The 25479-nt window shown below is 71.1% G+C and carries 20 protein-coding genes; 4 read left to right on the top strand and 16 right to left on the bottom strand.

The features are described 5' to 3' along the window. Position 1: 1 nt before the first annotated feature. The 7 genes from GO592_RS13885 to GO592_RS13855 all read right to left on the bottom strand — a co-directional run bounded on the left by GO592_RS13885 (position 2) and on the right by GO592_RS13855 (position 9230). A complete protein-coding gene (locus GO592_RS13885) occupies positions 2-4297 on the bottom strand; it encodes a type I polyketide synthase (protein ID WP_007300675.1) in 4296 nt (1431 codons plus the stop codon). Next, entirely contained in the window at positions 4294-4578 is a 285-nt protein-coding gene (locus GO592_RS13880; protein WP_007300676.1) for an acyl carrier protein, read from the bottom strand. The genes GO592_RS13885 and GO592_RS13880 overlap by 4 nt, the downstream gene beginning before the upstream one ends. Positions 4579-4607: 29 nt before the next feature. Further along, complete coding sequence (locus GO592_RS13875; protein ID WP_007300677.1) at positions 4608-6359, bottom strand: fatty acyl-AMP ligase; 1752 nt, start codon at positions 6357-6359, stop codon at positions 4608-4610. Between the two features lie 124 nt (positions 6360-6483). Continuing rightward, positions 6484-7011 (bottom strand): hypothetical protein, encoded by a 528-nt coding sequence (locus GO592_RS13870; protein WP_007300678.1) that lies wholly within the window; start codon positions 7009-7011, stop codon positions 6484-6486. After that, positions 7008-7589 carry a hypothetical protein gene (locus GO592_RS13865; protein ID WP_005255056.1) on the bottom strand — a complete coding sequence of 194 codons (582 nt, stop codon included), beginning with the start codon at positions 7587-7589 and terminating at the stop codon, positions 7008-7010. Before GO592_RS13865 ends, GO592_RS13870 begins: the two co-directional genes overlap by 4 nt. Positions 7590-7648: 59 nt before the next feature. Further along, positions 7649-8359, bottom strand: a complete 711-nt coding sequence (locus GO592_RS13860) for a TVP38/TMEM64 family protein (RefSeq protein ID WP_257226353.1) — start codon at positions 8357-8359, stop codon at positions 7649-7651. Positions 8360-8408: 49 nt separating this feature from the next. After that, positions 8409-9230 carry a PaaI family thioesterase gene (locus GO592_RS13855; RefSeq protein WP_007300680.1) on the bottom strand — a complete coding sequence of 274 codons (822 nt, stop codon included), beginning with the start codon at positions 9228-9230 and terminating at the stop codon, positions 8409-8411. 117 nt (positions 9231-9347) lie between these two features. On the opposite strand from GO592_RS13855, the gene GO592_RS13850 reads away from it, so the two are divergent. The 3 genes from GO592_RS13850 to meaB are packed head-to-tail and all read left to right on the top strand — an operon-like array spanning position 9348 to position 14531. Beyond that, positions 9348-11264 carry a methylmalonyl-CoA mutase family protein gene (locus GO592_RS13850; RefSeq protein WP_039952847.1) on the top strand — a complete coding sequence of 639 codons (1917 nt, stop codon included), beginning with the start codon at positions 9348-9350 and terminating at the stop codon, positions 11262-11264. Beyond that, the gene (gene scpA, locus GO592_RS13845; protein WP_007300682.1) at positions 11261-13525 is read left to right on the top strand and encodes a methylmalonyl-CoA mutase; all 2265 of its coding nucleotides are present in this window, start codon (positions 11261-11263) and stop codon (positions 13523-13525) included. The genes GO592_RS13850 and scpA overlap by 4 nt, the downstream gene beginning before the upstream one ends. A 1-nt stretch (position 13526) precedes the next feature. Then, positions 13527-14531, top strand: coding sequence for a methylmalonyl Co-A mutase-associated GTPase MeaB (gene meaB / locus GO592_RS13840; RefSeq protein WP_005255064.1), 1005 nt, complete (start codon positions 13527-13529; stop codon positions 14529-14531). On the opposite strand, the gene GO592_RS13835 is transcribed toward meaB, so the two are convergent. Then, positions 14520-15551: a nucleoside hydrolase gene (locus tag GO592_RS13835; protein ID WP_007300683.1), complete on the bottom strand. Its 1032-nt coding sequence runs from the start codon at positions 15549-15551 to the stop codon at positions 14520-14522. The two genes, meaB and GO592_RS13835, sit on opposite strands and share 12 nt — an antisense overlap. After that, positions 15548-16015 (bottom strand): OsmC family protein, encoded by a 468-nt coding sequence (locus tag GO592_RS13830; RefSeq protein ID WP_007300684.1) that lies wholly within the window; start codon positions 16013-16015, stop codon positions 15548-15550. The genes GO592_RS13835 and GO592_RS13830 overlap by 4 nt, the downstream gene beginning before the upstream one ends. 90 nt (positions 16016-16105) lie before the next feature. On the opposite strand from GO592_RS13830, the gene GO592_RS13825 reads away from it, so the two are divergent. Further along, the gene (locus GO592_RS13825) at positions 16106-16735 is read left to right on the top strand and encodes a maleylpyruvate isomerase family mycothiol-dependent enzyme (RefSeq protein WP_007300685.1); all 630 of its coding nucleotides are present in this window, start codon (positions 16106-16108) and stop codon (positions 16733-16735) included. On the opposite strand, the gene GO592_RS13820 is transcribed toward GO592_RS13825, so the two are convergent. The 7 genes from GO592_RS13820 to GO592_RS13790 form a co-directional block, all read right to left on the bottom strand. Further along, positions 16719-18056 carry a CoA transferase gene (locus GO592_RS13820; protein ID WP_007300686.1) on the bottom strand — a complete coding sequence of 446 codons (1338 nt, stop codon included), beginning with the start codon at positions 18054-18056 and terminating at the stop codon, positions 16719-16721. The two genes, GO592_RS13825 and GO592_RS13820, sit on opposite strands and share 17 nt — an antisense overlap. Beyond that, entirely contained in the window at positions 18053-18913 is an 861-nt protein-coding gene (locus GO592_RS13815; RefSeq protein ID WP_007300687.1) for a hypothetical protein, read from the bottom strand. Before GO592_RS13815 ends, GO592_RS13820 begins: the two co-directional genes overlap by 4 nt. A gap of 4 nt (positions 18914-18917) precedes the next feature. Next, complete coding sequence (locus GO592_RS13810; protein ID WP_007300688.1) at positions 18918-20006, bottom strand: hemolysin family protein; 1089 nt, start codon at positions 20004-20006, stop codon at positions 18918-18920. Further along, entirely contained in the window at positions 19999-21369 is a 1371-nt protein-coding gene (locus GO592_RS13805) for a hemolysin family protein (RefSeq protein ID WP_007300689.1), read from the bottom strand. The genes GO592_RS13810 and GO592_RS13805 overlap by 8 nt, the downstream gene beginning before the upstream one ends. Positions 21370-21675: 306 nt before the next feature. Next, the gene (locus tag GO592_RS13800) at positions 21676-23112 is read right to left on the bottom strand and encodes a GuaB1 family IMP dehydrogenase-related protein (protein ID WP_007300691.1); all 1437 of its coding nucleotides are present in this window, start codon (positions 23110-23112) and stop codon (positions 21676-21678) included. Between the two features lie 3 nt (positions 23113-23115). After that, entirely contained in the window at positions 23116-23994 is an 879-nt protein-coding gene (locus tag GO592_RS13795; protein ID WP_007300692.1) for a DMT family transporter, read from the bottom strand. Positions 23995-23999: 5 nt separating this feature from the next. After that, positions 24000-25397, bottom strand: coding sequence for a DEAD/DEAH box helicase (locus GO592_RS13790; RefSeq protein ID WP_005255082.1), 1398 nt, complete (start codon positions 25395-25397; stop codon positions 24000-24002). Between the last annotated feature and the right edge of the window lie 82 nt (positions 25398-25479).

Here is a 25479-nt window from a genome sequence, read left to right as displayed (position 1 = left end):
GCTACGCCGCCGCGACGAGCGTGGCGAGTTCTTCGGCGAGAGCGGCCACCGTGGACCGGATCTGGTCCTCCGTGTGGCACGAGGTGACGAAGAAGCGCAACCGCGCGAGGTCTTCGGGCACGGCCGGGTAGAGGATCGGGTTCACGTTGATGGCGCGCCGGAGCAGGGCGTTGGACAGTGCGAGGGTGCGGAGTGAATCCCCGACGATGCACGGGATGACCGGGGTGTCCTCGGTGTCCCCGGTATCGATTCCGGCGTCCGTGGCGAGCTGCAGGAAGAGCCGGGAGTTGCGCCGCAACCGGTCCAGGGCTTCCGGTTCGGCGCGCATCTGCCGGATCGCGGCCAGGGACGCCGCGGCATTCATCGGCGTGATCCCGACGCTGTAGACGAAGCCAGGCGTCGTGTACTTCAGGAAGCGGATGAGCTCGGCGTTGCCCGCCACGTAGCCGCCGCAGCCGGCCAGGGCCTTCGACATCGTGCCGGACCACAGCTCCACGTCGTCGCGGTCGACGTCGAAGTGCTCGCCGATGCCCCCGCCGGTGGCGCCGAGCACCCCGATACTGTGCGCCTCGTCGATCATCATCAGCGCCCGATGCTTCTTCTTCACCGCGATCATCGCGGGCAGGTCGGGGATGTCGCCGTCCTGGCTGTAGACGCCCTCGATGACGATGAGGACCCGCCGGTACTGCGATCGGATCGCGGTGAGGAGGGCGTCCAGCGCGGCGTGGTCGTTGTGCGGGAAGGGACGCCGGGTGGCGCCGGACAGGGCGCAGCCCTGCAGGATGCTGTCGTGCGCGAGGCTGTCGTGAATGACCAGGTCACCCTCCCCGAGGAGATGGCCGATCACCGTGACGTTGGTGGCGTGTCCGCTGACGAGGGCGATCGCGTCCTCGGTGCCGAGCAGGCCGGCCAGTTCGGCCTCGAGTTCCTGGTGTACCGGTTTCTCCCCGGACAGCAGCCGACTGGCCGAGCAGGAACTGCCGTAGCGGGCGACCGCGTCCTGCACAGCCGAGACGACGGCGGGGTGCCCGGACATGCCGAGGTAGTTGTAGCTGGAGAAGTTGACGACCTCTGCGCCTCCGATCGTCGACGTGTCCCGGGTGACGCCGTCGTTGACGAGGAAGTACGGGTTGGTGACCCCGAGCCCCTCGGCCGTGTTCAGCCGTGCGGCGAGCGCCTGAACCTCCGGGAACTCCGCGATCCGGAACTCGGGTGCCACCGTCTGTTCCGGTTCCGGGACAGCCGTCACCGTGCGGCGCGACCCGGGTGCGTGGTGCGCGGTCACGTGCTCGATGACATCGCCGAGTGTGCGGCTCGGTGAGAACCAGTGCGGTTCGACGACGAGACCGGGGAAGGCGCGGCTCACCCCGGCGAACAGGTCGGTGATCATGATCGAGTCGAATCCGAGGTCGCCGACGATCGTCTGTGTCGTCTTCAGTGCGGCTGCGGGGAATCCGCTGACCCGGGCGACTTCCGTGCGGATTCTGGTCGCGACGTCGCCGACCGCTGTTGCGGGACCCGCTCCGACGTCCGGCGTCGCGGGGGCGGGGAGGGCTACCGCGGGTACGCCGTTGGCGGCGGCGGCGAGAACGGCGGCCTGTTCCCGGAAGAGCGCGATCAGCTGGTCCATGGTGGTGTCCTCGGGTTCTCGTGTGACGGTAGTCGATGCGGTGCCGGTGGCCTGCACTGCGGCGGCGGGTGCGTCCTCGGGTGTCCAGAAGCGGGCGGTGGTGGCGAAGTCGTATCCGCTGAGCCGCAGCCGGACCCGTGAGCCCGGCTCGTACAGCGCATCCCACGCGGGGCCCAGTCCGTCCCGGTACAGGGCGGCGAGGGTGTCGGGGAGTTCGGTGCCGGTGGCGGCCGGGCCGGGGCACGGCGCCAGGTGCCGCGCGGGCGACTCGGGATGGGCGCGGGCGGTCAGCGGCAACAGGATTCGTGCGGGGCCCACTTCGATCAGGTGGGTCGGATCGCAGGTGAGGGCGGCCGCGGCGGCGTCCGCGAACCGCACGGTCGCCGTGATGTGGTCGGTCCAGTAGGCCGCGTCCATCGGTTCGTCGACGTCGAGCAGCCGTCCGCGTGTGGTCGAGAAGATCGGGATTGCGGGCGGCCCATAGCTGCAGTCGGCGGCGACCTCCGCGAACGCGTCCTGCATCGGCGCCACGGCGGGGGAGTGGAAGGCATGCGAGACGGTCAGCCGGCGGACGAGGAATCCGGTCGCGGTCAGGGCGGCGCCGAGGCGTTCGAGCGCGTCGGCCGCCCCCGACAGCACCACGTCCCGCGGCCCGTTCACCGCCGCCAGCGCGGCCGCGGGTTCGCCGGCGAGCAGGTCGGCCACCTCGTCCGGGGTGGCCCGGACCGCGAGCATCGTGCCGCCCGCGGGCAGTTGCTGCATGAACCGTCCCCGCGCGACGATCAGCCGGCACGCGTCGTCCAGGGCGAACACTCCGGCGTGCGCCGCGGCCGCGTACTCGCCGACACTGTGACCGATCAGCCACGCCGGTTCGACACCCAGCTCGCCGAGCGTCCGGGCCAGCGCGTATTCGACCGCGAACAGGGCGGGCTGCGCGAACTCGGTCCGATGGATCTCGTCACCGGCATCGAACAGCATCTCCCGCACCGAGCGGCCCAGATGCGGTGTCATCCGCTCGTCCACGTCGGACAGTGCGCGCCGGTAGCCGCCGTGGTGCTCGTGCAGTGCGCGGGACATTCCCGGGTACTGCGCACCCTGACCGGTGAAGAACCAGCCGATGCTCACCGGGCGGGCCGCGCCGGACAGCGACGCGAGCAGGTCTTCGCCGTCCGCGACCGCGCGCAGCGCCGCGACGGCGTCCTCCCGGTCGTGCGCGGTGAGCGCGAGGCGGTGGCGCCCGGATGCCTTGACCGTGTTGGTGGTCCAGCAGACCCGGCCCAGGTCGACGCCGGGACGTGCGAGATCGTCGGCCAGGACGGCGGCGTTGCGGGCGAGGCCGTCCGGGTTGTTCGACGACAGGGTGAGCACGCCGCCTCCGGCGCTCGCCGCGGCGGGGTCGGGGGCCGGCGCGGAGGCCAGCAGCATGTGGGCGTTGGTGCCGCCGAGCCCGAAACTGCTGACGGCGCCGTGCACATCACCGCCGGGCAGCGTCATCGGCTCGGACAGGAGCCGGAGGCCGTTGTCCGCCAGCCGGAGTCGCGGGTTCGCGTCCTCCGCGTGGCGGCTGGGCGGTACCACCCGGTGGTGCAGGGACAGGGCTACCTTGATCAGACCGGCCACGCCGGCCGCCCCCTCCGTGTGGCCGAGATTGCCTTTGATCGATCCGATCGCGCACGGCTGTGGCCGGGTCACCCCGTGGACGTGACCGAGGGCCTTGCTCTCGATCATGTCGCCGAGCACCGTTCCGGTGCCGTGGGCCTCGACGAACGCGACCTGGGCCGGCGTGACACCCGCACGGCGGTAGGCCGTCTGGACGACCTGCTGCTGGGCCCACCGGTTGGGTGCGGTGATTCCGTTGCTGCGGCCGTCGTTGTTGACGGCGCTGCCCTTGATCACCGCGTAGACCGGCAGGCCCTCGGCCTGCGCGTCCTCGAGCCGGCGCAGCACGAGTACCGCGACACCCTCGCCGCGACCGATGCCGTCGGCAGTTCCGCTGAACGGTTTGCACCGGCCGTCCGGCGCGGACAGCCCGGCCTGGGTGTAGAAGACGTTCACCGTCGGGGTCAGGGTGAGGTTGACGCCCCCGGCGAGGGCCTGATCGCAGTCCCCGGACCGCAGTGCCGCGCAGGCCAGGTGCACGGCGACGAGGGACGACGAGCAGGCGGTGTCGATCGCCATGCTCGGGCCCTGCAGGTTCAGGTGGTAGGACACTCGGTTGGCGGTCATGAAATAGCCGTTGCCGCTGCCGAGTTGGGGGGTGATACGCGAGGCGTCACGCATCTGGAGATTCCACTCGTTGGCCATGACGCCGACGTACACGCCGGTGTTCGACCCCGCCTGCGCCCGCGGGTCCAGGCAGGCGTCCTCGAAGGCCCGCCACGCCGCCTGCAGCAGCAGCCGCTGTTGCGGGTCCATCGCCGCGGCCTCGCAGGGCGCGATGCCGAAGAATTCGTGGTCGAACGCGTCCGCGTCGGCGAGGAACCCGCCGCTGCGATTGTTCACCGAGCCGGGACCGCCGGCGGCGTCGTAGACGTCGTCCGCGTTCCACCGCCCGGCGGGGACGCCGGTGATTCCGTCGCCGCCGCCCATCAGCAGCGTCCACAACGCGTCGGCGTCGGGTGCCTGCGGAAAGCGGCAGTCGAGGCCGACGACGGCGACGTCGGTCATGAGGCCGTCCGGTACCGGGTTGCTTCGCCGACGACGAAGACGGCCATCTCGGCAATGGTCGGATAGTCGAACACCACGGTGGGGTCGAGTTCGAGGTTCCAGCGGTCCTCGATCTCGCCGCACAGGCTCACCGCGGACACCGATTCGATTCCCAGTTCGGCGAGGGGCAGGTGGGGGTCGATCTCGCGCACCGGTTGTTCGGTGTGGAAGGCCACCCGTCCGGCGAGCCAATCGATGACGGGTGCGTGGTCGCGCGGGGTGCTCTGTTCGGGGATACGCATCGGGGTTCTCTCTGGTCGGTGATCGGGGGTCAGGCGGGCGCTGCGACGGCGGTGGCACGGAGGCGTTGCACCGCCGGGTCGATCTCCTCGTGCAGCACCGCCTCGACGCGGGACTGCAGGAACGACGCGCGCATCGATCTGCGCTGGACCTTCCCGCTCGTGGTGCGATGCACTCCGTGCCGGTCGACGAGCACCACGCTCGGCGCGTGGACGTCGAAGTCGCGGGCGACGGCGAGCCGGATCCGGCGGGCGAGGCCGGGCAGCGTCAGGTCGTCGATCAGCGCGGTCTTGACCTCGTGGATCACCAGCAGCCGCTCGTGCTGCCCGGTATCCATCGACAACACCACCCCGGCGGCACCGGTGAGCGCCGGATGCAGCTCCCGCACGGCCTCCTCGACGTCCTGCGGGTAGAGGTTGCGGCCGTTGACGATCAGCAGGTCCTTCAGGCGGCCGGTGACGTAGAGGTGACCGTCGTCGTCGGTCACCCCGAGGTCGCCGGTGCGCAGGTACGGTCCGTCGTCGGCGAGGGTGGCGCGGAACTTCTCCTCGGTCTCGTCGGGCCGGTTCCAGTAGCCGGCGGCGACGCTGCCACCGGAGATCCAGATCTCCCCGACCCGGCCGTGCGGCAGCTCCCGGCCGGTGTGCGGGTCGACGATGCGGATGTCGCACCCGAACGGCCGGCCGCTGCTGACCAGCCGGACACCACCGGCCCTCGGGGTGAGCTCGTGGCGCTCCAACGCGTCGGCGTCGACGTCGAGATACCTTGGGGCGCAGCCCACCTCGCTCGCGGTCGCGAGCAGGGTCACCTCGGCCATCCCGTACGCGGTCAGGAACGCGCCCGCCGGGAAGCCGAAGGGTGCGAGCCGGTCGGTCACGGCGTCGAGGGTGCGTGGCCGGATGGGTTCGGCCCCGTTCAGCGCGACCCGCACCGAGGAGAGATCCAGCCCGGCCAGTTGATCGTCGGAGATCCGGCGGGCGACGAGGTCGTACGCGAAGTTCGGGCCGAGGGTCATGTCGGCGCGGTACCGGTCGATCAGCTGCAGCCACCGCACCGGCCGCTTGAGGAAGGACATCGGCGACATGAACACGAGATTGCCGCCCACGTAGATCGGCAGCAGCAGCATCCCGATCAGACCCATGTCGTGGAAGTGCGGGAGCCAGCCGGCGCCGGTCACCGTGTCGTCGGCGCCGTTGGCGCGGGTCATGGCCGCGGCGTTGTGCAGCAGATTTCCGTGGGTCACCATCACCCCCTTCGGTTCGCTGGTGGAACCGGAGGTGTACTGGAGGAAGGCCAGGGTGTCGCCGTCGAGGTCGGGGAGCCGCCAGTCGTCGGGATCGCCCGGTTCGGTGGTGTCGGTCGCGGCGACGGAGACCGTGCCGGCGAGCCCGGAGTCGCGGATCCAGGTGTCGAGCGGCTCGGCGACCGCGGCGGTGGTGAGGACGAGGCGCACATCGGCGTCGTCGAACATCGTGGCGACGCGCTGCATGCTGCGCACGTCGTGCGGGACCGGGGCGGGGACGGCGACCACCCCGGCATAGAGGCAACCGAGAAACGCGCGGAGGAAGTCGATTCCGTCGACGTACAGCAGCATCACCGGATGCTCGGCCTCGGGCCGGGTCGACAGCCACACCGCCAGCGCGCGTGCGTCCCGATCCAGGTCGCGGTAGGTCACGTCCTCGGCGACGAGTTCGCGGCCGACCTCACGGTGGTAGATGTAGGACCGGTCGTCGCCGTACGTGGCGACCTGGGCGCGGACGTGTGACACGAAATCGGTAGGCACGAAATTTTTCTCCCTCGATGCGGACGAGTACGACTCTCGTCCGCATCGGGCAGCGCTCCCACCACCCCCAGGGCTGGTTCTGTGCCCCCCGGGGGTGAATGTCCCGCACCGGTGGCGGGGACGGCTAGGTGATGAGTGCGCGTCCCGTTCCGCACACCGCGATCGCCCAGAGCACGCTGGTGAACGTGCCGATGATGAATTGTTCCGACGCGTGCGGTTCGCGCAGCTCGGGGTAGCGGGCCAGTCCCTTGACCGCCAGGACGACGGCGATGCCCTCCGGCCAGCCCGCGAGGATCGAGGCCGCGACGGCGGCACGCTCGAGGAGTCCGATGATCCGTCCGCCGCGCAGCGGCCCGGCGTCGGGCCGCTGGTCGGATCCGGCGTCGGGCTGGCGGCGCGCGATGCGGAACGCGGCGAGCACGAGGGGTGCCCCGCCGGTGGTGGCGGCCGCGACGCACAGGACGAGGGTCGCGGCGAGCGCGAAGCCCGTGACCGGTGTGGTGGCGGAGGCGGCGAGCGCGGCGACGGCCAGGGCGAGCGCGACCACGATCGGCGCCGCCCACTGCGACATCCAGCGGGGGCTGTGGGGCGCCGCGAGGGCCAGGGGTGCGGCGGCGGCGACGCCGAGCGCGATGAGTGCGAGGGTCGTCACGTGTCCGCCTTGCGTAGGAGTCGTTCGGCCAGTCGTCGTCCGGCGGTCTCGACATGCCAGCCTGCGGTGGAGAGTCGTTGGGAGACCGCCTGTTTGCTGATGCCCAGCGCGCGGGCCGCCTCGGTCTGGGTGGATCCGTGCCGCATCTGTTCGACGGCCTCGCGGCCCTCCTCGGTGCGGCGCGCGACGAGGACCGCGACGAGGGTGAGGGCGGTGTCGGCGTCGGCGGCGCTCTCGGGGTCGGAGCCTTCGACGGCCACCCGGCCGGGGGCGCTCTTGGCGCGGTCGACGGCGACCCGTGCGGATTCGAACGCGGGGCCGCGACCGGCCCGGGTCTCGGCGGGGAGGGGTTCTTCGACGGGTCCGGCGCCGATGCCGATGCTCCAGTGTTCGCGTCCGACGAGGTCGAGTGCGAGGTCGACGACGGTGGCCGGGTCCGCGACGACGGCCTGGACCTCGTCGCCGGCGGTCCGCTGAAACGGGCGGACGAGGTCACGGTTCGCGAATTCGGTGAGGAGTTGGGCGACGCGGTCGACGTCGCGGCGGCTTCCGCGCTGGTCGACCGTCAACACGAACATGGGTCAAGGTTAGAAACTAGATATTAATATGTCAAGACTCAAAGCTTGACTAGCTGGGTTCAAGGCTGCGCTATTGACTCGTCCTCGGCGGGGCGGTCGACAGCCACGTCCGGCATCGTGTCGCCGGAACCGTCCAGCGGCCGCCGAGAGTCCACCACCAGCCCGGCGATTCCGATGACGATGCACACCGCGGACAGCACGAGAAGTCCCGGCTTCGTCTCCCCGGTGAGGGCGTCGCCGAGAACGACGATGCCGACGGTCCCCGGCAGCACACCGACCACCGTGGCCAGCACGTACGGGACCAGCCGGATCGAGGACACCCCGGCGCAATAGTTCACCACGGAGAACGGGACGAACGCGATCAGTCGCAGCGAACCGACGGCGAGCCAGCCGCGCCGGGCGATCCGCTCGTCCACCCGGCGGATCGTCGGATTGGAGATGCGCTGCCACACCACGTCCCGGCCGACGGCGCGCACCACGTAGAGGGCGAGCACCGCACTCACCGTCGATGCCAGCACTGCGATCGCGATGCCCAGCCACGCACCGAACAGCAGACCGGCACTCAACGTGAACACCGTGCGGGGGAACGGGAACACCGTCACCAGCGCGTGCACGGCGAAGAAGACGAGCGGGAAGGCCGGCCCGACCGACCGCGCCCATTCCCGCACCTGCAGCACGGACGGGTGCGGGGCCAGCAGCGCCACGACGACCAGCGCGACTGCCAGTACGGCGACGCCGATCACCCTGCGGTCCCCGAGGCGTCTCTTCACAGGGCATCAGGCTACCCGGGTGACCGGGGCGGGGCGCCATGAGCGCCGGTCAGGACAGGCGTCGGCGCCCGGTCACGGTCGCCTCGACGCAGATCCGCCCGCCCGAGGTCCCGGCCACCCGGGCCACCGCCACCGAGCGGCCCGCCCTGACCACGTCCGCGGTGAACGTCGTGTCGCGATCGAGGGGAATCGGACGGAAATAGTTGATCCGCACAGACGCCGTGTCCATATCCGCGCCGGCCCGGCTCAGGGCCGCGTTCGCCGCGAGGTCCATCGCGCAGCCTTGGACGCCGCCGTGCATGAACCCGAGTTTGTTCGCGACCAGCGGGTTGGCCGGCACCACGACCCGCACGTCGGGTCCGTCCTCGATCCGGCCGCCGATCCAGTCGAGCGGCGCGACCCCCGGTTCCGGGAAGTCGGGGAGGGCCGACCCGTCCGCGCCCGGCGCCGGCCGGTCCACGAAGTTGCCCCACAGGGTGCCGGTGGCGATCAGGGTGCCCGCCGAGTCGTGGACGCGGGCGGTCGAGGTGCCGCCGTCCGCGGTGAGTGCGAGGAGCCGGCTCTCGGCCTGCAGCGTCGGTCCCTGCCACCGCCGGGGTGTCACGACGTCCACCGACAGCTCGGCCGAGACCAGGCCGTCGCGTGTTCCGCGCCGGTCCCAGACGGTGAATCCCAGGAGATCGTCGAGCAGCACGGCGAGGACGCCGCCGTAGGCGGTCCGGGCGGTATTCGGGGCGAGCGCGCCGATGTCCATGCTCATACGATTGAGGGGTTCGCCGCGGTCGTCGACGTCCCGGGTCGGCGCGCCGAGGCCGAACAACCGTTGCGTGGCGGTGCGATCGGTGACCACCGGTTCCTGCGCAATACTCATGACCTGAGGTTATGCATCGTGTGGTGATCCTCACGATAGGGGGCGCCGAACTGCGGCTAGCATCACAGTCACACAATGTATTGATCGATCGCTCATCAGGGAGAGGAAGCCGACACCGTGTCATTAGCTTCAGAAGCCGAGGAAGCTGCGCGGGCGTACGCCGACTGGCAGCACTCCGTGGCCGGAGTCCTCGCGAAGTCGCGTCGGATCGACGCCGCGGAACTCGGTCCGGAACCCCAGAAGCTCCTCGAGACCGTCACCTACGACGGTGTCACCGTCGCGCCGCTGTACAGCCAGCGCGACGAGCGTCCGGAGCAGCCCCTGCCCGGCACCTTCCCCTACGTGCGTGGCGCGGACGCCACCCGGGACGTGAACGCGGGCTGGCTGGTCAGCGCCCGCTTCGGCGAGGGCGCGGAGGCGGCGGACGTCAACCGCTCCGTCCTGGACGCCCTGGAGAACGGTGTCAGCGCGCTGTGGCTCGCCGTCGGAGGCGCCGACCTTCCGGTCCGGTCGCTGGAGACGGCGCTCGACGGGGTGCTCCTCGACCTGGCCCCGCTGACCCTCGACGCCGGAACGGACGCGCCGCTCGCGGGGCGGGCACTGTTCGCGCTGCTCGACGCGCGTGCCACGGCGGGTGACGGGGTCACCGACCGCACCGCAGTCCGCGTCGACCTCGGGACCGCCCCGCTCACGAGCGCGTTCTCCGGTGCCGCCGACGTCGAACTCGGCGATGCGGTGGCCCTCGCGGCCGAGTCCGCGGCGCGTTCGGAGAGCGTGCGGGCAATCACCGTGGACGGCACCGTGTTTCACAACGCCGGTGCGTCCGACGCCGAGGAACTCGGTGCGGCGATCGCGGCGGGCCTCGAATATCTGCGGGCCCTCACCGAGAGCGGCCTGACCATCGGGCAGGCGCTCGGGCAGCTCGGTTTCCGGTTCTCGGCCACCGACGACCAGTTCCAGACCATCGCCAAGTTCCGGGCGGCGCGGCTGGTGTGGGCGCGGATCGCCCAGGTGTGCGGCGCCTCCGACTTCGGCGGCGCCCCCCAGCACGCGGTCACCTCGGCCGCGATGATGGCGCAACGCGATCCGTGGGTGAACATGCTCCGCACGACGCTCGCCGCGTTCGGTGCCGGTGTCGGCGGCGCGGACGCCGTCACAGTACTGCCGTTCGACGCCGCACTGCCCGCCGGGGCGCTGGGTGTGTCGAAGACCTTCGCCGCCCGCATCGCCCGCAACACCCAGCTGCTGCTGCTCGAGGAGTCGCATCTCGGCCGGGTGCTCGACCCGGCGTCCGGGTCGTGGTACGTCGAGGACCTCACCCAGCAGGTGGCGGCCAAGGCGTGGGAATTCTTACAGCAGATCGAGGCGGCGGGCGGCTACGTCGCCGCGCTCGATGCCGGTCTGATCGGCGACCGGATCGCGTCCACCCGCGCCCAACGTGATTCGGACATCGCGCACCGCAAGACCACCGTCACCGGGGTCAACGAGTTCCCGAACCTCGCGGAAGCCCCGCTGCCCGCGGGCGCCGCCGAGACCGGGAGCGTCGCCCGGTACGCCGCGGCGTTCGAGGCGCTGCGGGACCGCTCCGACGCCTACCTGGCGGCGCACGGGGCGCGACCCGCCGTCTTCCTGGCCCCGCTCGGCCCCGTCGCCGAGCACAACGTGCGGACCACGTTCAGCACGAACCTGCTGGCGTCGGGCGGCATCGAGGCCCGCAATCCCGGTCCCCTCGCCATCGGTGACGGCAGCATCGCCGCCGCCGCGAAGGACTCCGGCGCCGGTATCGCGGTGATCTGCGGTACCGACAAGCGGTACGCCGCCGAAGCCACCGCCGCGGTGGAGGAACTGCGCGCGGCCGGTGTCGGCACCGTGCTGCTCGCCGGCCCGGAGAAGGTCGTCGCCGACGCGGACGGCTCCGCCCGGCCCGACGGATTCGTCACCGCCCGTATCGACGCAGTCTCGGTCCTGTCCGGCCTGCTCGACACCATCGAGAGCTCGAGTGACTCCTCGGGCGACACAGGGAGCAAGAAGTGACTACTCGCGAGGTCAAGCACGCGATCGGCAGCTTCGCCGACGTGCCACTGGAGGATCCGCAGTTTCCGCAGCCGCCCGCCCCGACCCCGGAGCAGACGGACGAGCTGATCGCATCCGCCGCGGCCGCCAACCACTACAGCCCCGAACAGGTGGTGTGGTCCACCCCCGAGGGCATCGACGTCAAACCCGTCTTCACCAAGGCCGACCGCGACGCCGCCGAGGCCGAGGGCTACCCGGTGGGCAGTTTCCCGGGCGCCGCACCGTTCGTGCGCGGACCGTACCCCACCATGTACGTGAACCAGCCGTGGACGATCCGCCAGTACGCGGGCTTCTCCACCGCCGCCGAATCCAACGCCTTCTACCGCCGCAACCTCGCGGCCGGGCAGAAGGGTCTGTCGGTGGCGTTCGACCTGGCGACGCACCGCGGCTACGACTCCGACCATCCGCGGGTGCAGGGTGACGTCGGCATGGCCGGGGTGGCGATCGACTCGATTCTGGACATGCGTCAGCTGTTCGACCACATCCCGCTCGACAGCGTCAGCGTCTCGATGACCATGAACGGTGCGGTGCTGCCGATCCTCGCGCTGTACGTCGTGGCCGCCGAGGAGCAGGGTGTCGCCCCGGAGCAGTTGGCCGGAACCATTCAGAACGACATTCTGAAGGAGTTCATGGTCCGCAACACCTACATCTATCCGCCGAAGCCGTCGATGCGGATCATCTCCGACATCTTCGCGTACACCAGCGCGAAGATGCCGAAGTTCAACTCGATCTCCATCTCCGGCTACCACATCCAGGAGGCCGGGGCCACCGCCGACCTGGAGTTGGCGTACACCCTCGCGGACGGTGTCGAGTACATCCGTGCGGGTCTCGACGCCGGCATGGAGATCGACAAGTTCGCGCCCCGGTTGTCGTTCTTCTGGGCGATCGGCATGAACTTCTTCATGGAGGTCGCGAAGCTGCGGGCGGGTCGCCTGCTGTGGAGTGAACTGGTCGCGAAGTTCGAACCGAAGTCCGCGAAATCGTTGTCGCTGCGCACCCACTCGCAGACGTCGGGCTGGTCGCTGACCGCGCAGGACGTCTACAACAACGTGGCCCGCACATGTGTCGAGGCGATGGCGGCGACGCAGGGGCACACCCAGTCGCTGCACACCAACGCGCTCGACGAGGCCCTCGCGCTGCCGACGGACTTCTCCGCCCGCATCGCCCGCAACACCCAGCTGCTGCTGCAGCAGGAGTCGGGGACCGTCCGTCCCATCGACCCCTGGGGCGGATCGCATTACGTCGAGTGGCTCACTCACCAGCTGGCGAACCGGGCCCGCGCACACATCGCCGAGGTCGAAGAGGCCGGCGGCATGGCGCAGGCGATCAGCGAGGGCATCCCGAAGCTGCGGATCGAGGAGGCCGCGGCCCGCACGCAGGCCCGCATCGACTCCGGCCGGCAGCCGCTCGTCGGCGTCAACAAGTACGTGCCGGACGAGGCCGACGAGATCGAGGTCCTCAAGGTCGAGAACTCGCGGGTCCGCAAGGAGCAGCTCGAGAAGCTGGACCGGCTGCGCGCCGACCGCGACTCGGACGCCGTCGAGGCGGCGCTCGCCGAACTGAGCCGCGCCGCGGCCACCACGGAGGGCGGCATGGAGAACAACCTGCTGGCCCTGGCGATCGATGCGGCCCGCGCGAAGGCAACGGTCGGCGAGATCTCCGAGGCGCTCGAGAAGGTGTACGGGCGTCACCAGGCCGAGATCCGGACCATCAGCGGTGTGTACCGGGACGAGGCCGGAAAGGTCGACAACATCAACAAGGCAACGGAACTCGTCGAGAAGTTCGCGGAGGAGGAGGGCCGGCGTCCCCGTGTCCTCATCGCCAAGATGGGGCAGGACGGCCACGACCGCGGCCAGAAGGTGATCGCCACGGCCTTCGCGGACATCGGATTCGACGTGGACGTGGGACCGCTGTTCCAGACCCCGGAGGAGGTCGCCAACCAGGCGGCCGACAACGACGTCCACGTGGTCGGTGTGTCGTCGTTGGCCGCAGGTCACCTCACGCTGGTGCCTGCGCTCCGGGAAGCCCTCGCCGCAGTGGGACGTCCCGACATCATGATCGTGGTCGGGGGCGTCATCCCGCCCGGCGACTTCGCCGAACTGTACGAGGCGGGTGCCGCCGCGATCTTCCCCCCGGGGACGGTCATCGCGGACGCCGCCAGCGGCCTGCTCGAGAAGCTGGCCGCGCAGCTCGGCCACGACCTGACGGGCACCCCGGAATAACATGGGGCGGCCTCCAGTCGACATCGATGCGCTCGCCCAGGCCGTGCGCGCCAATCAGCGCGCCGGCCTGGCGAAGGCCATCACCCTGGTCGAGTCCACCCGCACCGACCACCGGGAGGCGGCGCAGCGGCTGCTGCTCGAGCTGCTGCCGGAATCGGGGAAGGCGCACCGGGTCGGGATCACCGGTGTGCCCGGCGTCGGGAAGTCCACGTTCATCGACGCGCTCGGGATGCACCTGATCGGGCAGGGGCACCGGGTGGCGGTCCTGGCCGTCGACCCGTCGTCGACGCGCACGGGCGGGTCGATCCTCGGCGACAAGACGCGGATGGCGCGTCTGACCGTCGAGAAGGACGCCTACATCCGGCCGTCACCGACGTCGGGCACCCTCGGCGGTGTCGCGAAGGCGACCCGCGAGACGATCGTGCTGCTCGAGGCCGCCGGATTCGACGTGATCCTCGTCGAGACGGTGGGTGTCGGGCAGTCCGAGGTGACGGTCGCGAACATGGTGGACTGCTTCTGCTTCCTCACCCTGGCCCGCACCGGCGACCAGTTGCAGGGCATCAAGAAGGGTGTCCTCGAACTCGCCGACCTCGTCGCCGTGAACAAGGCGGACGGCAAACACGAGCGGGAAGCGAAGGGCGCCGCCCGGGAACTTGCGGGTGCGCTGCGGCTGATCTACCCGCACGACGCCGTCTGGACGCCGCCGGTGATCACGATGAGCGGTCTCGAGGGTGTCGGTCTCGAGGACTTCTGGAACACCGTCTGCCGGCACCGTGAGGTGCTGACCGCGGCCGGGCAGTTCGAGGAGAACCGGCGCCGCCAGCAGGTGGACTGGACGTGGACGATGGTCAACGACCAGCTGCTGCGCCGGCTCGCGTCCAACACCCGGGTCAAGGCGATCCGCGGCGAGATCGAACAGCGGGTGCGGGACGGTTCCCTGACGGCGGCCCTGGCCGCCGCCGAGATCCTCGACGCGTTCGACGGCCCGGACGCGTCAGCCGACTGATTTCGCGAAGCGCCCGACCCGGTCGACGAGATCGTCGAAGAACGCGACCGGGTCGGTGCTCACCGCGATGTCGACGTTGGGTTCCCGGTTCCAATGACCCACCCAGTCGGCGACCGTGGCGCCCCGGGTCAGCCGGCCGTGCAGTTCGACGTCGACCGTAGCGGGTCGGGTGCGGGCGATCGCCGGGTTCAACGCCACCGCCGCCGCGAACGGGTCGTGCATGTGCGCCAGGAAACCCTGGTCGTGGGTGCGGTGAAAGTCCATGTAGAAACGGATGGCGTCGGACAGGTGCCGGATCACCGGGTTGGAGGCGGTCGAGCGCACCTGCGGTCCGTCGTCGGGGGAGATGATCTCGGCGGGTGCGCTTCCCGCCGCCTCCGCCAGCCGCCGGACGTGGTCCGGTGTCATCTCGATCGTCTCGGTGACGTCCAGTCCGCACAGGATCGGACGCCGGCCCTCCGGCAGCCCGGAGAACGCGTCGAACACCTCCTTGGCCGCCTCCGGATCCACCGACACGTTCCATTCACCGGTGGGGGTGGTGTTGCCGGGGTGGTTGAACGCCCCACCCATCACAACCAGTCGCCGCAGCAACCGGGGCAGTGCGGGTTCCTCGCGGATCGCGAGGGCCAGGTTCGTCAGCGGCCCGGTCACCAACCCGGTCAGCTCGCCGGGGTGGGCGCGGACCAGGTCGACCCACAAGGTGGTGGCGTCCCGCTCCGACAGCGACCGCCCGGACGGGGGGAGGACGGCGTACCCGATGCCCTGGGGTCCGTGCGTGTCCTCGGTGGTGCGCAGCGGGCAGTCCAGCGGCACCCGGGCGCCGAGCGCCACCTCGATGTCGGGTGCGCCGCACAGGGCGAGCCAGTTCAGGTTGTTCGCCGCGACCTGCTCGACGGGCACGTTGCCCGCGGTGCTGGCGATGCCGGCGATCTCTGCCTCGGGACTGGCCAGCAGGTACAGCAGCGCGAGGGAGTCGTCGATGCCGGTGTCGACGTCCACGATCAGTCGCTGCCTGCTCACGCCGTCACCACCGTCGGCCGGTGGTGCACGGGGAACGCGACCGACCGGGCGATGAAGCACCTCGCGTGCGCCCGGGCGTGCAGCGACTCGGCGCGCGCGGCCATCGCCGTATCCGCGACGGTCACCGTGGGATGCAGCACGACCTCGGTGAACTCGCCCGCCCCGTCCGGGTGCTCGACCATCGTGCCCGTCGGGTCGTCCCGGTAGTCGACGACGACCACACCGGCCGCGGCGGCCAGGCCCAGATACCAGAGCATGTGGCACTGCGACAGCGACGCGACGAGCAGTTCCTCCGGATTCCAGCGGGTGGCGTCGCCGCGGAACGACGGGTCCGCGCTGCCCGGCAGATCGGGTTTCCCGGCCGCCGCGATCACGTGGTCGCGGTCGTAGGCGTCCGGGCCCGACGTTCCCGCGCCGCGGTTGCCGGTCCAGGTGACCGTCAGCGTGTAGTCGTGTGTGCTCACCCGACCATTCTTCACGGCTGCGCGATGAGTTTCGCCGGCGGGCACGGTCTGCCTACGTAGAGCACGACACGGCGACCGGAGGAGACGGACATGGCACGGGACACGGCACCGGACTGGGTCGCAGGGGAGCGGCGCGACCTGGCGTCGATGCTGGCGCGACTGACGCCGGAGCAATGGGACGCGCCGTCGCTGTGCGCGGGGTGGCGCAGCCGGGAGGTGATCGCGCACATCACCATGCCGTACCGCCTGTCGACGCCGCGGATCCTGTTGAAGATGGTGAAGGCGCGCGGAAACTTCAACCGGATGTCGGACGCGCAGGCCCGCGAGGACGCACGGACCCTGACCGCGGACGCGCTGCTGCACACCCCGGAGGAGAACGTCGCGCATCCGTGGAAGCCGCCGGGCGGCGGCTTCGAGGGGGCACTGTCCCACGACGTGATCCACGGTCTCGACGTGTCGGTGGCGCTCGGCCTGGGCAGGCGGGTCCCGGACGACCGCCTCGACCGGGTCCTCGGCGGCGTCGGCCCGAAGCACGTCAAGTACTTCGGCACCGACCTGGCGGGCGTGCAGCTGACGGCGGACGACCGCGCCTGGACCTACGGTGCGGGCGCGCCGCTGCGCGGTTCCGCCCAGGACCTGCTCCTCGTGCTGTGCGGACGCCGGTTGCCGCCGGGACATCTGACCGGGGAACCGAGCCCGCGGTTCACGGCGACGGTGTGACACCGGACCAGCCGGGGGTGTCGCCACCCCAGGGCCGGGCCGGGAACGGGTAGTCGTCGAATTCGGCCAGGGCGGGACGGGCGGTCACCAGGTCGCCGTGCGCGGTGAGGCACCGGGGCCCGGGCACCGCGGCCGGCGGCGGATCCTCGGATCGGCCGTCCGCGGCCAGCAGCCACGCGCCGGTGCGGGCGAGTGACACGTCGACGGAGCGGCCGCGTCCGTCGACGTGCCCCGCGGCGAGGGCGTCGACGATGCCGGCGGCGAGCAGATAGCCGGCTGCGTGGTCGAGTGCCTGCGCGGGCAGCGCGCCCGGGGTGTCGTCGCCGCCCTCGATCGTCGCGATTCCCGACGCCGCCTGGACGATGCTGTCGAAGCCGCGGCGGTGCGCCCAGGGGCCGGAGCCGCCCCACGCGCACACCCGTCCCCGCACCAGATGGTCGGGGGCGTCGTCGAGTAGACCGTCCAGCGCGCCCGGCCGGTACCCGGTGACGACGACGTCCGCCTCGGCGAGCAGGCTGTCCCACAACAGTCGGCCGTCGGCGGACCGCAGATCGAGCAGCGCGGACCGCTTGCCCTGCCCGGTGTCGAGGTGCTGCACGACGATCTCGGGGATCGCCGGCGGATCGATCCGCAGCACGTCGGCGCCGAGCAGCGCCAACGTGCGGGTGGCGACGGGACCGGCGATCACCCGGGTCAGGTCGAGGACCTTCACCCCCGCCAACGGCCACCTGCCGGATTCCCGGCGGGAGCGTTGCCGTGTCCCGGGACGGGAGCTCGCGGCGTGCACGACGGTGGACACGAGGTCGCCGGACGCCGCGGCCGCACCCTGCGGGCTCGCCGCCCACTCCGCCGCGGTCCGCACGCGCACGGCGATGGCCTGCGCCGCGGCGGCACGGTCCTCGACGTCGGCGGCGGTCAGGTTCCCGACCCGGGCGGCCACCGCGTCGCGGCCGGCGTCGTCGGGGAGGTCGAGTGCCGCCAGCAGTCTCGCGCGGTGATGCGGGTAGTTGGCGTGGGTCCGCACCCAGCCGTCCGCGGCCGCGAAGAACCCCGACAGCTCCGCGAAACCGGACACCGGGGCGCCCGATACCCGCAGTAGCCGGTCGCTCGCGAACGAGGCGGCGATCCGCTCGGGATCGAGCCGCCACGGCCGGGGGGCGCGGCCCACCGCGCTGTCGAACCGGTCGACGGCACCGGTGAGCGCGGCCACCGAACCGGCCGCCAACGTGAGGACGGGGAGGCGGGCCGCCAGGTAATCACCGGGGAGTTCGGTCTGCGTGACGATCTCGGCACAGTAGCGGTCGTAGCCCGGGAGAGTCATGGGCTCACGGTAGCGAGCAACCGGCGGCACCGGTCACGCAGCGCGGCACGAAGCGGTGCGGCGCGGGCGGCCAGCGCCGACTGCTCCCGGACGTACTCCGCGCGGCCGTGCGGGGTCTCGATTGGGATCGGAGTGTACCCGTAGGCGGTCAGGTCGTACGGGCTGGCCCGCATGTCGAGTTCCCGCGCGGCGAGCGCCAGCTCGAAGCAGTCGACGGTCAGGTCCGAGTCGATCATCGGCGCCAGCTTGTAGCAGTACTTGTACAAATCCATGGACGCGTGCAGGCACCCGGGCTGTTCCCGCCCGAGCTGGTCTTCGCGGGTCAACGGCTCACTGTTCCGCGGTTCAGCGGCGGGGGTGAAGAACCGAAACGCGTCGTAGTGGGTGCAGCGCAGGTGCAGCGACTCCACGACGGAGTCGGTGCCGCCCGGCCCGAGCCGCAGCGGGACGCTGCCGTGCCGAACCTCGTCCGATCGGTAAACCATCGCCCACTCGTGCAGGCCGAAGCAGGACAGGTGGGTGGGACGCCCGGCGGTCGCCTCCATCAGTCGTGTGGTGAAGGCGACCGTGTCCGAGCGGCGCTGCAGGAACTCCGGGTCGACGGTGACCCCGGCGTCGGTGCGGTGATACCCGCGGAGTTCGGCGTACTCGTCCCCGCCGGCGAGGACCGTTCCCCACCCGGGGTGCCAGCGCAGCAGCTGATTCGGCCGGTAGCTGTAATAGGTGAAGAGGAAGTCGATCACCGGGTGGGTCTCGCCGCGTTCCCGGCGCTCCAGGTGCGGTCCGATCAGCGCGGACACCCTCGCCTGGTGCCGGTCGCGGCGAGGGATCCACTCCGACGCATCCAGAACGTCCATCCGATCAGCTCGATCGCTGTCCCGGATTGACGCCGTTGACGCGGTGGGTGCCGTCGCGGACGGTGCCCACGTATTCCTCGACGAGGTCCTCGAGGGCGACGATGCCGACGATCTGCCCGGACGGGTCCGCCGCCGCCCCCAGATGGGAGCTGGCGCGGCGCAGACTCGCCAGGGCCTCCGCGAGCGGGGTGGCGGTCGACATGCACGGCAGCGGACGGATGTCCGACCGCGGGATCACGGTGTCGGGTCCGGCCTCCTCGTCGAGGATGTCGTCGAGCACGTCCTTGAGGTGCAGGTACCCGACGAGTGAGCCGTCGTCGGCGCGCACCGGGTATCGGGAGTACCCGGTCTCGACGACGGCCTGCTCGATGGCGCCGAGCCGGGTTCCCCCCTCCGACAGGGGGATGGTCCGGGCCTTGTCGAGGGGGATCATCACCTCGCTGACCGTGCGGTCGGTGGTCTCCAGCGCCTGGGTGAGCCGACGATGCTCCTCCGCGTCGATCAGTCCCTCGGAACGGGATTCGCCGATCATCTCGGACAGTTCCACCGCCGACACGGTGACGTCGAGTTCGTCCTTCGGCTCCACCCGCAGCAACCGCAGCGTCAGGTTGGCGCACAGGTTGTAGAAGGAGATCAGCGGGCGGGCCAGCTTGATGAACAGCAGGTGCACCGGGACCAGCAGCATCGCCGTCCGCTCCGGGCCCGCGAGTGCGATGTTCTTCGGCACCATTTCACCCAGCAGGATGTGCAGCACCACGACCAGCGCCAGCGAGATCGTGAACGCCACCGGGTGCAGCAGCCCGGCGGGCAGGCCGACCGCGTGGAGCGGGACCTCGAGGAGATGCGCGATCGCCGGTTCGGCGACCTTGCCGAGCAGGATCGAGCAGATGGTGATGCCGAGCTGCGCGGCCGCGAGCATCAGCGACAGGTTCTCGCCCGCCGTGATCACGGTGCGGGCACGTTTCTTGCCCTGCGACTCCAGGGCCTCGAGCCGGTCGCGGCGGGCCGAGATCAGCGCGAACTCGGCGCCGACGAAGAAGGCGTTGCCCCCGAGCAGCACGAAGGTGAGCAGCACACCGAAGAGGTCACTCATCGTCGTCCTCCTCGCTGTCGGTGTGGGCGGTCTCGTCGGGCTTCGGGGTGAGCAGCACCCGGTCGATGCGCCGGCCGTCCATGTGGGTCACGGTGGCGACCCACCGGCCACCGGGGTCGTGCGCGCCCTCGGGCAGTGGGAGTTCGACCTCGTCGCCCTCGTCGGGAATCCGCCCGAGTTCGGTGAGGACGAGTCCGCCGAGGGTTTCGTACTCGCCGTCGGGTGCGGTGTAGCCGGTCGTGTCGGAGACCTCGTCGACGCGGAGCAGCCCGGAGCAGGACCAGCCGTCACCGACCCGCTGGACGTCGATCTCGGATTCGTCGTGCTCGTCGCGGACGTCGCCGACGATCTCCTCGATCAGATCCTCCATCGTGACCATCCCGGCGGTGCCGCCGTATTCGTCGACGACGAACGCGACCTGCATGCCGTCGGACCGGATCCGCTCCATCAGGGCGTCACCGTCCAGGCTGGAGGGCACCACCGGGACCTTCTGGGCGAGCGAGTTGAGGCGGGCGGTGCGGCGGCGATGGGCGGGCACCGCGAACGCGTGCTTGATGTGGACGACGCCGACGGCGTCGTCCAGGTCCCCGTCGACGACGGGGAAGCGGGAGAACCCGGTGCGGGAGGCGGCGTCGATCAGGTCGGCGACCGTGTCCGTGGTGGACAGGGTCTCGATCTTCACGCGCGGGGTCATCAGTTCCTCCGCGGTGCGTTCCCCGAACCGCAACGAGCGGTTCACCAGCAGCGCCGTGCCCTTGTCGATGGCGCCGCGCTGCGCGGACGTCCGCACGAGCGACCCGAGCTCCTGCGGGGACCGCGCCGACCGCAGTTCCTCGGCCGGTTCGATGCCGAGGCGGCGCACCAGCCAGTTCGCGGATCCGTTGAGCCCGTTGATGGCCCACTTGAAGATGAGCGAGAACGCGGCCTGCATGCCAGCCGTCGCACGTGCCGTGGGCAGGGGGTGGGCGATGGCGAGGTTCTTCGGCACGAGTTCGCCGAACACCATCGAGAACGAGGTGGCGAGGACGAGGGCGATCACCAACGACGTTGCCGCGGCAGCGGATTCGCTGAACCCGATCGCGGACAGCACCGGGGTGATGAACCGGGCGAGGACCGGTTCGGACAGGTAACCGGTGATCAGCGTGGTGATGGTGATGCCGAGCTGCGCCCCGGACAACTGGAAGGACAGGGTGCGGTGGGCGTGCTGCACCTGCCGGGCCCGGCGGTCACCGTCGCGGGCGTGCGAGTCGACGGTGCTGCGTTCGAGGGCGGTGAGGGAGAACTCGGCCGCCACGAACAACGCGGTGCCCGCGGTCAGGGCGAGAAAGCCGAGCAGAGCGAGAATGCTGAGCGCGATGTCCATGTGTCAACGCCGCCGAGCTGAGGAACGGGGGTCGCCGGGTTTGTCACCCGGCTCGCTAGAGGAGCCCTCCGAACCGGCGGAATCGGAATCCGATTCCACGGAGCAGGAGGCGACGGCACTCCCGGAGACGGCGGGTGGGGCGCTTGCTTCGTGTGTGGGTGCCGCGGGCACCGGAGTCCTCTCGTTCGGCCTCGACGGCCCGGACGGGTCCGGCGCCGAGAACTGGTGTGGTTGAGCGACCCATGATACCGGTGGATGTCCGGTTCCGTGGAACAGGACACCCACCGGCACATCAGGATGCGGTCGTCACCAGCCGGCCGGCAGGGGGCGGCCCTCGGCGAACCCGGCGGCGGACTGCACACCGAGAACGGCCCGCTCGTGCAGTTCCGCCAGCGTCCGCGCGCCCGCGTACGTGCAGGTGCTGCGCACACCCGAGCAGATGTGGTCGATCAGGTCCTCAACGCCGGGGCGGTCCGGGTCCAGCCGCATCCGGGAACTCGAAATACCCTCCTCGAACAGGCCTTTCCTGGCCCGGTCGAACGCGGTGTCCGTGGCGGTGCGCGCCGCGACCGCACGCTTGGAGGCCATGCCGAAGCTTTCCTTGTACGCGTTGCCGGACTGGTCCACCCGCAGGTCGCCGGGTGATTCGTAGGTGCCCGCGAACCACGACCCGATCATCACGTTCGACGCGCCCGCGGCGAGGGCGAGAGCGACGTCGCGGGGGTGACGGACACCTCCGTCGGCCCACACGTGCGCACCCATCGCGCGGGCCTGGGTGGCGCATTCCTCGACGGCGGAGAACTGCGGCCTGCCCACCCCGGTCATCATCCGGGTGGTGCACATCGCGCCCGGTCCGACACCGACCTTCACGATGTCGGCGCCCGCGTCGATCAGGTCCCGGGTGCCGGCGGCGGACACGACGTTGCCGGCGACGAGCGGGACACCGAGGTCGGCCTTCTTCAATGCACCGAGCACGTCGATCATCTTCTGCTGGTGGCCGTGCGCGGTGTCGACGACCAGCAGGTCGGCCCCCGCGTCCACCAGGGCGCGCGCCTTCGCGGCGACGTCGCCGTTGACGCCGACGGCCGCGGCGATCCGCAGCTTCCCGTTGCCGTCGACGGCGGGCTGGTAGATGCCGTCCCGGATGGCGCCGGTGCGGGTGAGGGCCCCGGCGAGGGTGCCGTCGGGGTGGACGATCACGGCGAGGGAGTCGTGTTTGCCCTCGAGGAGTTCGAATACCTCCCGCGGTGACGCGGAGTCGGGGGCGGTGACGAAGTCGGTGAGCGCCACCGAGCGCAGTCGCGCGAACCGGTCGACGTCCGTGCAGGAGGCCTCGGTGACGACACCGACGGGGCGGTCGTTCTCGACGACGACCACAGCGCCGTGCGCCCGCTTCGGCAGCAGCGCCAGGGCGTCGGACACGGCGGCGTCGGGGCCGAGCGTGACCGGGGTGTCGGCGACCAGATGCCTGCTCTTGACGAACGACACGGTCTCAGCGACGGCAGGCGCCGGAAGGTCCTGGGGGAGGACCACCAGACCGCCGCGGCGGGCGACCGTTTCCGCCATGCGGCGTCCCGAGACCGCCGTCATGTTGGCGACGACGATCGGGATGGTGGTGCCCGACCCGTCCGAGGTGGCCAGGTCGACGTCGAATCGCGAGGTGACCTCGGTGCGGTTCGGCACCAGGAACACGTCGTCGTACGTCAGGTCATAGGGAGGGCGATGCCCGTCGAGGAACTGCACATGTCAGGACGATACCGGGGAAGTTGCGGTGGTGTCGGATGTCCGCTGGGCCTGCGACCTGGACAGTCCGATCGTGGCCACCAGCATCACCGCGACCGCGCAGCCGACCACCACGAGTCCGGGACCCGACACCCGCAGCCGCTCGTCGAGGACGGTCATGCCGAGGAAGACGGCGGCGAGTGGTTCGGCGATGGTCAGTGCGGGCAGCGACGCGGACAGCGGACCCACCTGGAACCCGCGCTGCTGCAGATACACCCCGAGCAGGCCGGCGGCGACGAGCGCCCACGCCTGCCAGCTGCTCAGCACCGCCAACAGCCCGCGGGGCACCAGTTCGACGACGTACTTGGTGAACGCGACCGCCACCCCGTACAGGATGCCGCCCGCCCCACCGAGCAGCAGCGCCCGCCATCCGGGGTCGATCTTCGACATCCCCGCGGCGGCCGCGACCGCCACCACGGCGAGGAGGATGCCGAGCGGCACCACCCATTCGCGGAACGGGGCGTCGATGTTGCCCTCGGTGGGGTCGCCGATCACCAGGAAGACCGCGAGCGCGACAGCCAGTGCGACGGCGAGGGCCCAGGTGGTGCGGCTGAGCCGGTACCCGGAGAAGTTCGCCGACAACGGCAACGCGAACAGCAGCGCCGTCACCAGCAGCGGCTGCACCACGAGCACCGACCCGAGCGCCAACGCCACCGCCTGCATCGCGTACCCGCCGCCGTCCCCGACGATGCCGGCCCACCAGCGGGGACTGCGCAGCAGGGTGGTCATCAACGCGGCGTCCTCGGGGACCGCGGACGCCGCGCTCTGCTGGGCGACCGACGCGCACGCGAACAGCAGTGCCGCGATCAGCGCGCACACGATCGACGCGAACGGCAGGGACATGCCTCTCAGTGTGCCCCGCGGTTGCGGTGTCCGTGCGGAGTTGACGCAGGTCCGGGTTTCCGGCCGCGTCGGGCACCCGCCCGCGGTGCTCCGCCGTCCCCGGGCCGGCCGCGGCGGGCCGGGCGACCGCCGGTGTCGTGCGCCTGCCTGCCCTTCTTCGGGGTGTCCTGCGCCGGTGCCCGGGTGTCGGGTGCGGGGACCGCCTTCCCGGTCGGGCGGCGGGCGCCGGTGATCTCGGCCAAAACCGTGTCGCCGGGCCGCACCCGCACGCCGTCCACCTCGATCCCGGCCTTGCGGGTCAGCTTCTCCACCTCGGCGCGTTCGTCCTCGGTGACGAGGGTGACCACCACACCGGACTCGCCGGCGCGGGCGGTGCGGCCCGCGCGGTGCAGGTAGTCCTTGGGGTCGGCCGGGGGGTCGACGTGGACGACGAGTGAGATGTCGTCGACGTGGATGCCTCGCGCCGCCACGTCGGTGGCGACCAGGACGGGGGTGGTGCCGTCGGCGAACGATTCGAGGGTGCGGGTGCGGTTGTTCTGCGCCTTGCCGCCGTGCAGGGCGCCCGCGGAGATGCCGGCTTCGTGGAGTTGCTGCGCGAGCCGGTCCACCCCGTACTTGGTGCGCACGAACATAAGGGTGCGTCCCGCACGTGAACCGATATGTGCCACCACGGATTTCTTGTCGACCCGGTCGACGAACAGCAGGTGGTGGCGCATGGTGCCCACCGACGCGGTGACCGGCGCCGTCGAGTGGGTGACCGGGTCTCGCAGGTACCGGCGGACGAGGGTGTCGACCTCCCCGTCGAGGGTGGCCGAGAACAGCAGCCGCTGACCGCCCGCCGGGGTCTTGTCGAGGATCGTCGTGACCTGCGGCATGAACCCCAGGTCGGCCATGTGGTCGGCCTCGTCGAGGGTCAGCACCGTCACGTCGTCGAGCGACACCGACCCCTGCGCCACGTGGTCGGCGAGGCGTCCCGGCGTCGCGATCAGCAGGTCGACACCCCGCGACAGGATCTCGACCTGACGTTTGATGGGAATCCCGCCGACGACGTTCGCCACCCGCAACCCCACGGACAGCGCCGGCTCGTCCAGGGCGCGCTCGATCTGCAACGCCAGTTCACGGGTGGGCACCAGGACGATGCCGCGCGGGAAGCCCCGCCTGCTCGCGGCGCCCTTGAGCCGCACGAGCATCGGCAGTCCGAACGCGAGGGTCTTCCCGGAGCCGGTCGGGGCGCGGCCCAGAACGTCACGGCCGGCGAGGACGTCGGGAATGGTGGCCGCCTGGATCGGGAACGGCGCCCCGATGCCACCACGGGCGAGGGCGTGGGTCATCACCGCGGGGAGACCGAGCGCGAGGAACGTCTCACCCACCGGTGCGGGGGAGGAGAACTCGTCGTCGGGCATATCGAGAAGGCTACCGCCTCCGAGCAGGGGCCTCCGACGCCTCGGCCGTGACGTACACGCGGTACGTCACGGCCGGGGACGG

This window comes from Rhodococcus sp. 21391, assembly GCF_016772255.1.
GTDB classification, from domain to species: Bacteria; Actinomycetota; Actinomycetes; order Mycobacteriales; family Mycobacteriaceae; genus Rhodococcus_F; species Rhodococcus_F opacus.
Note: the sequence above shows the minus strand (reverse complement) of the source record. Positions and strands in the feature narration are given on the sequence as shown.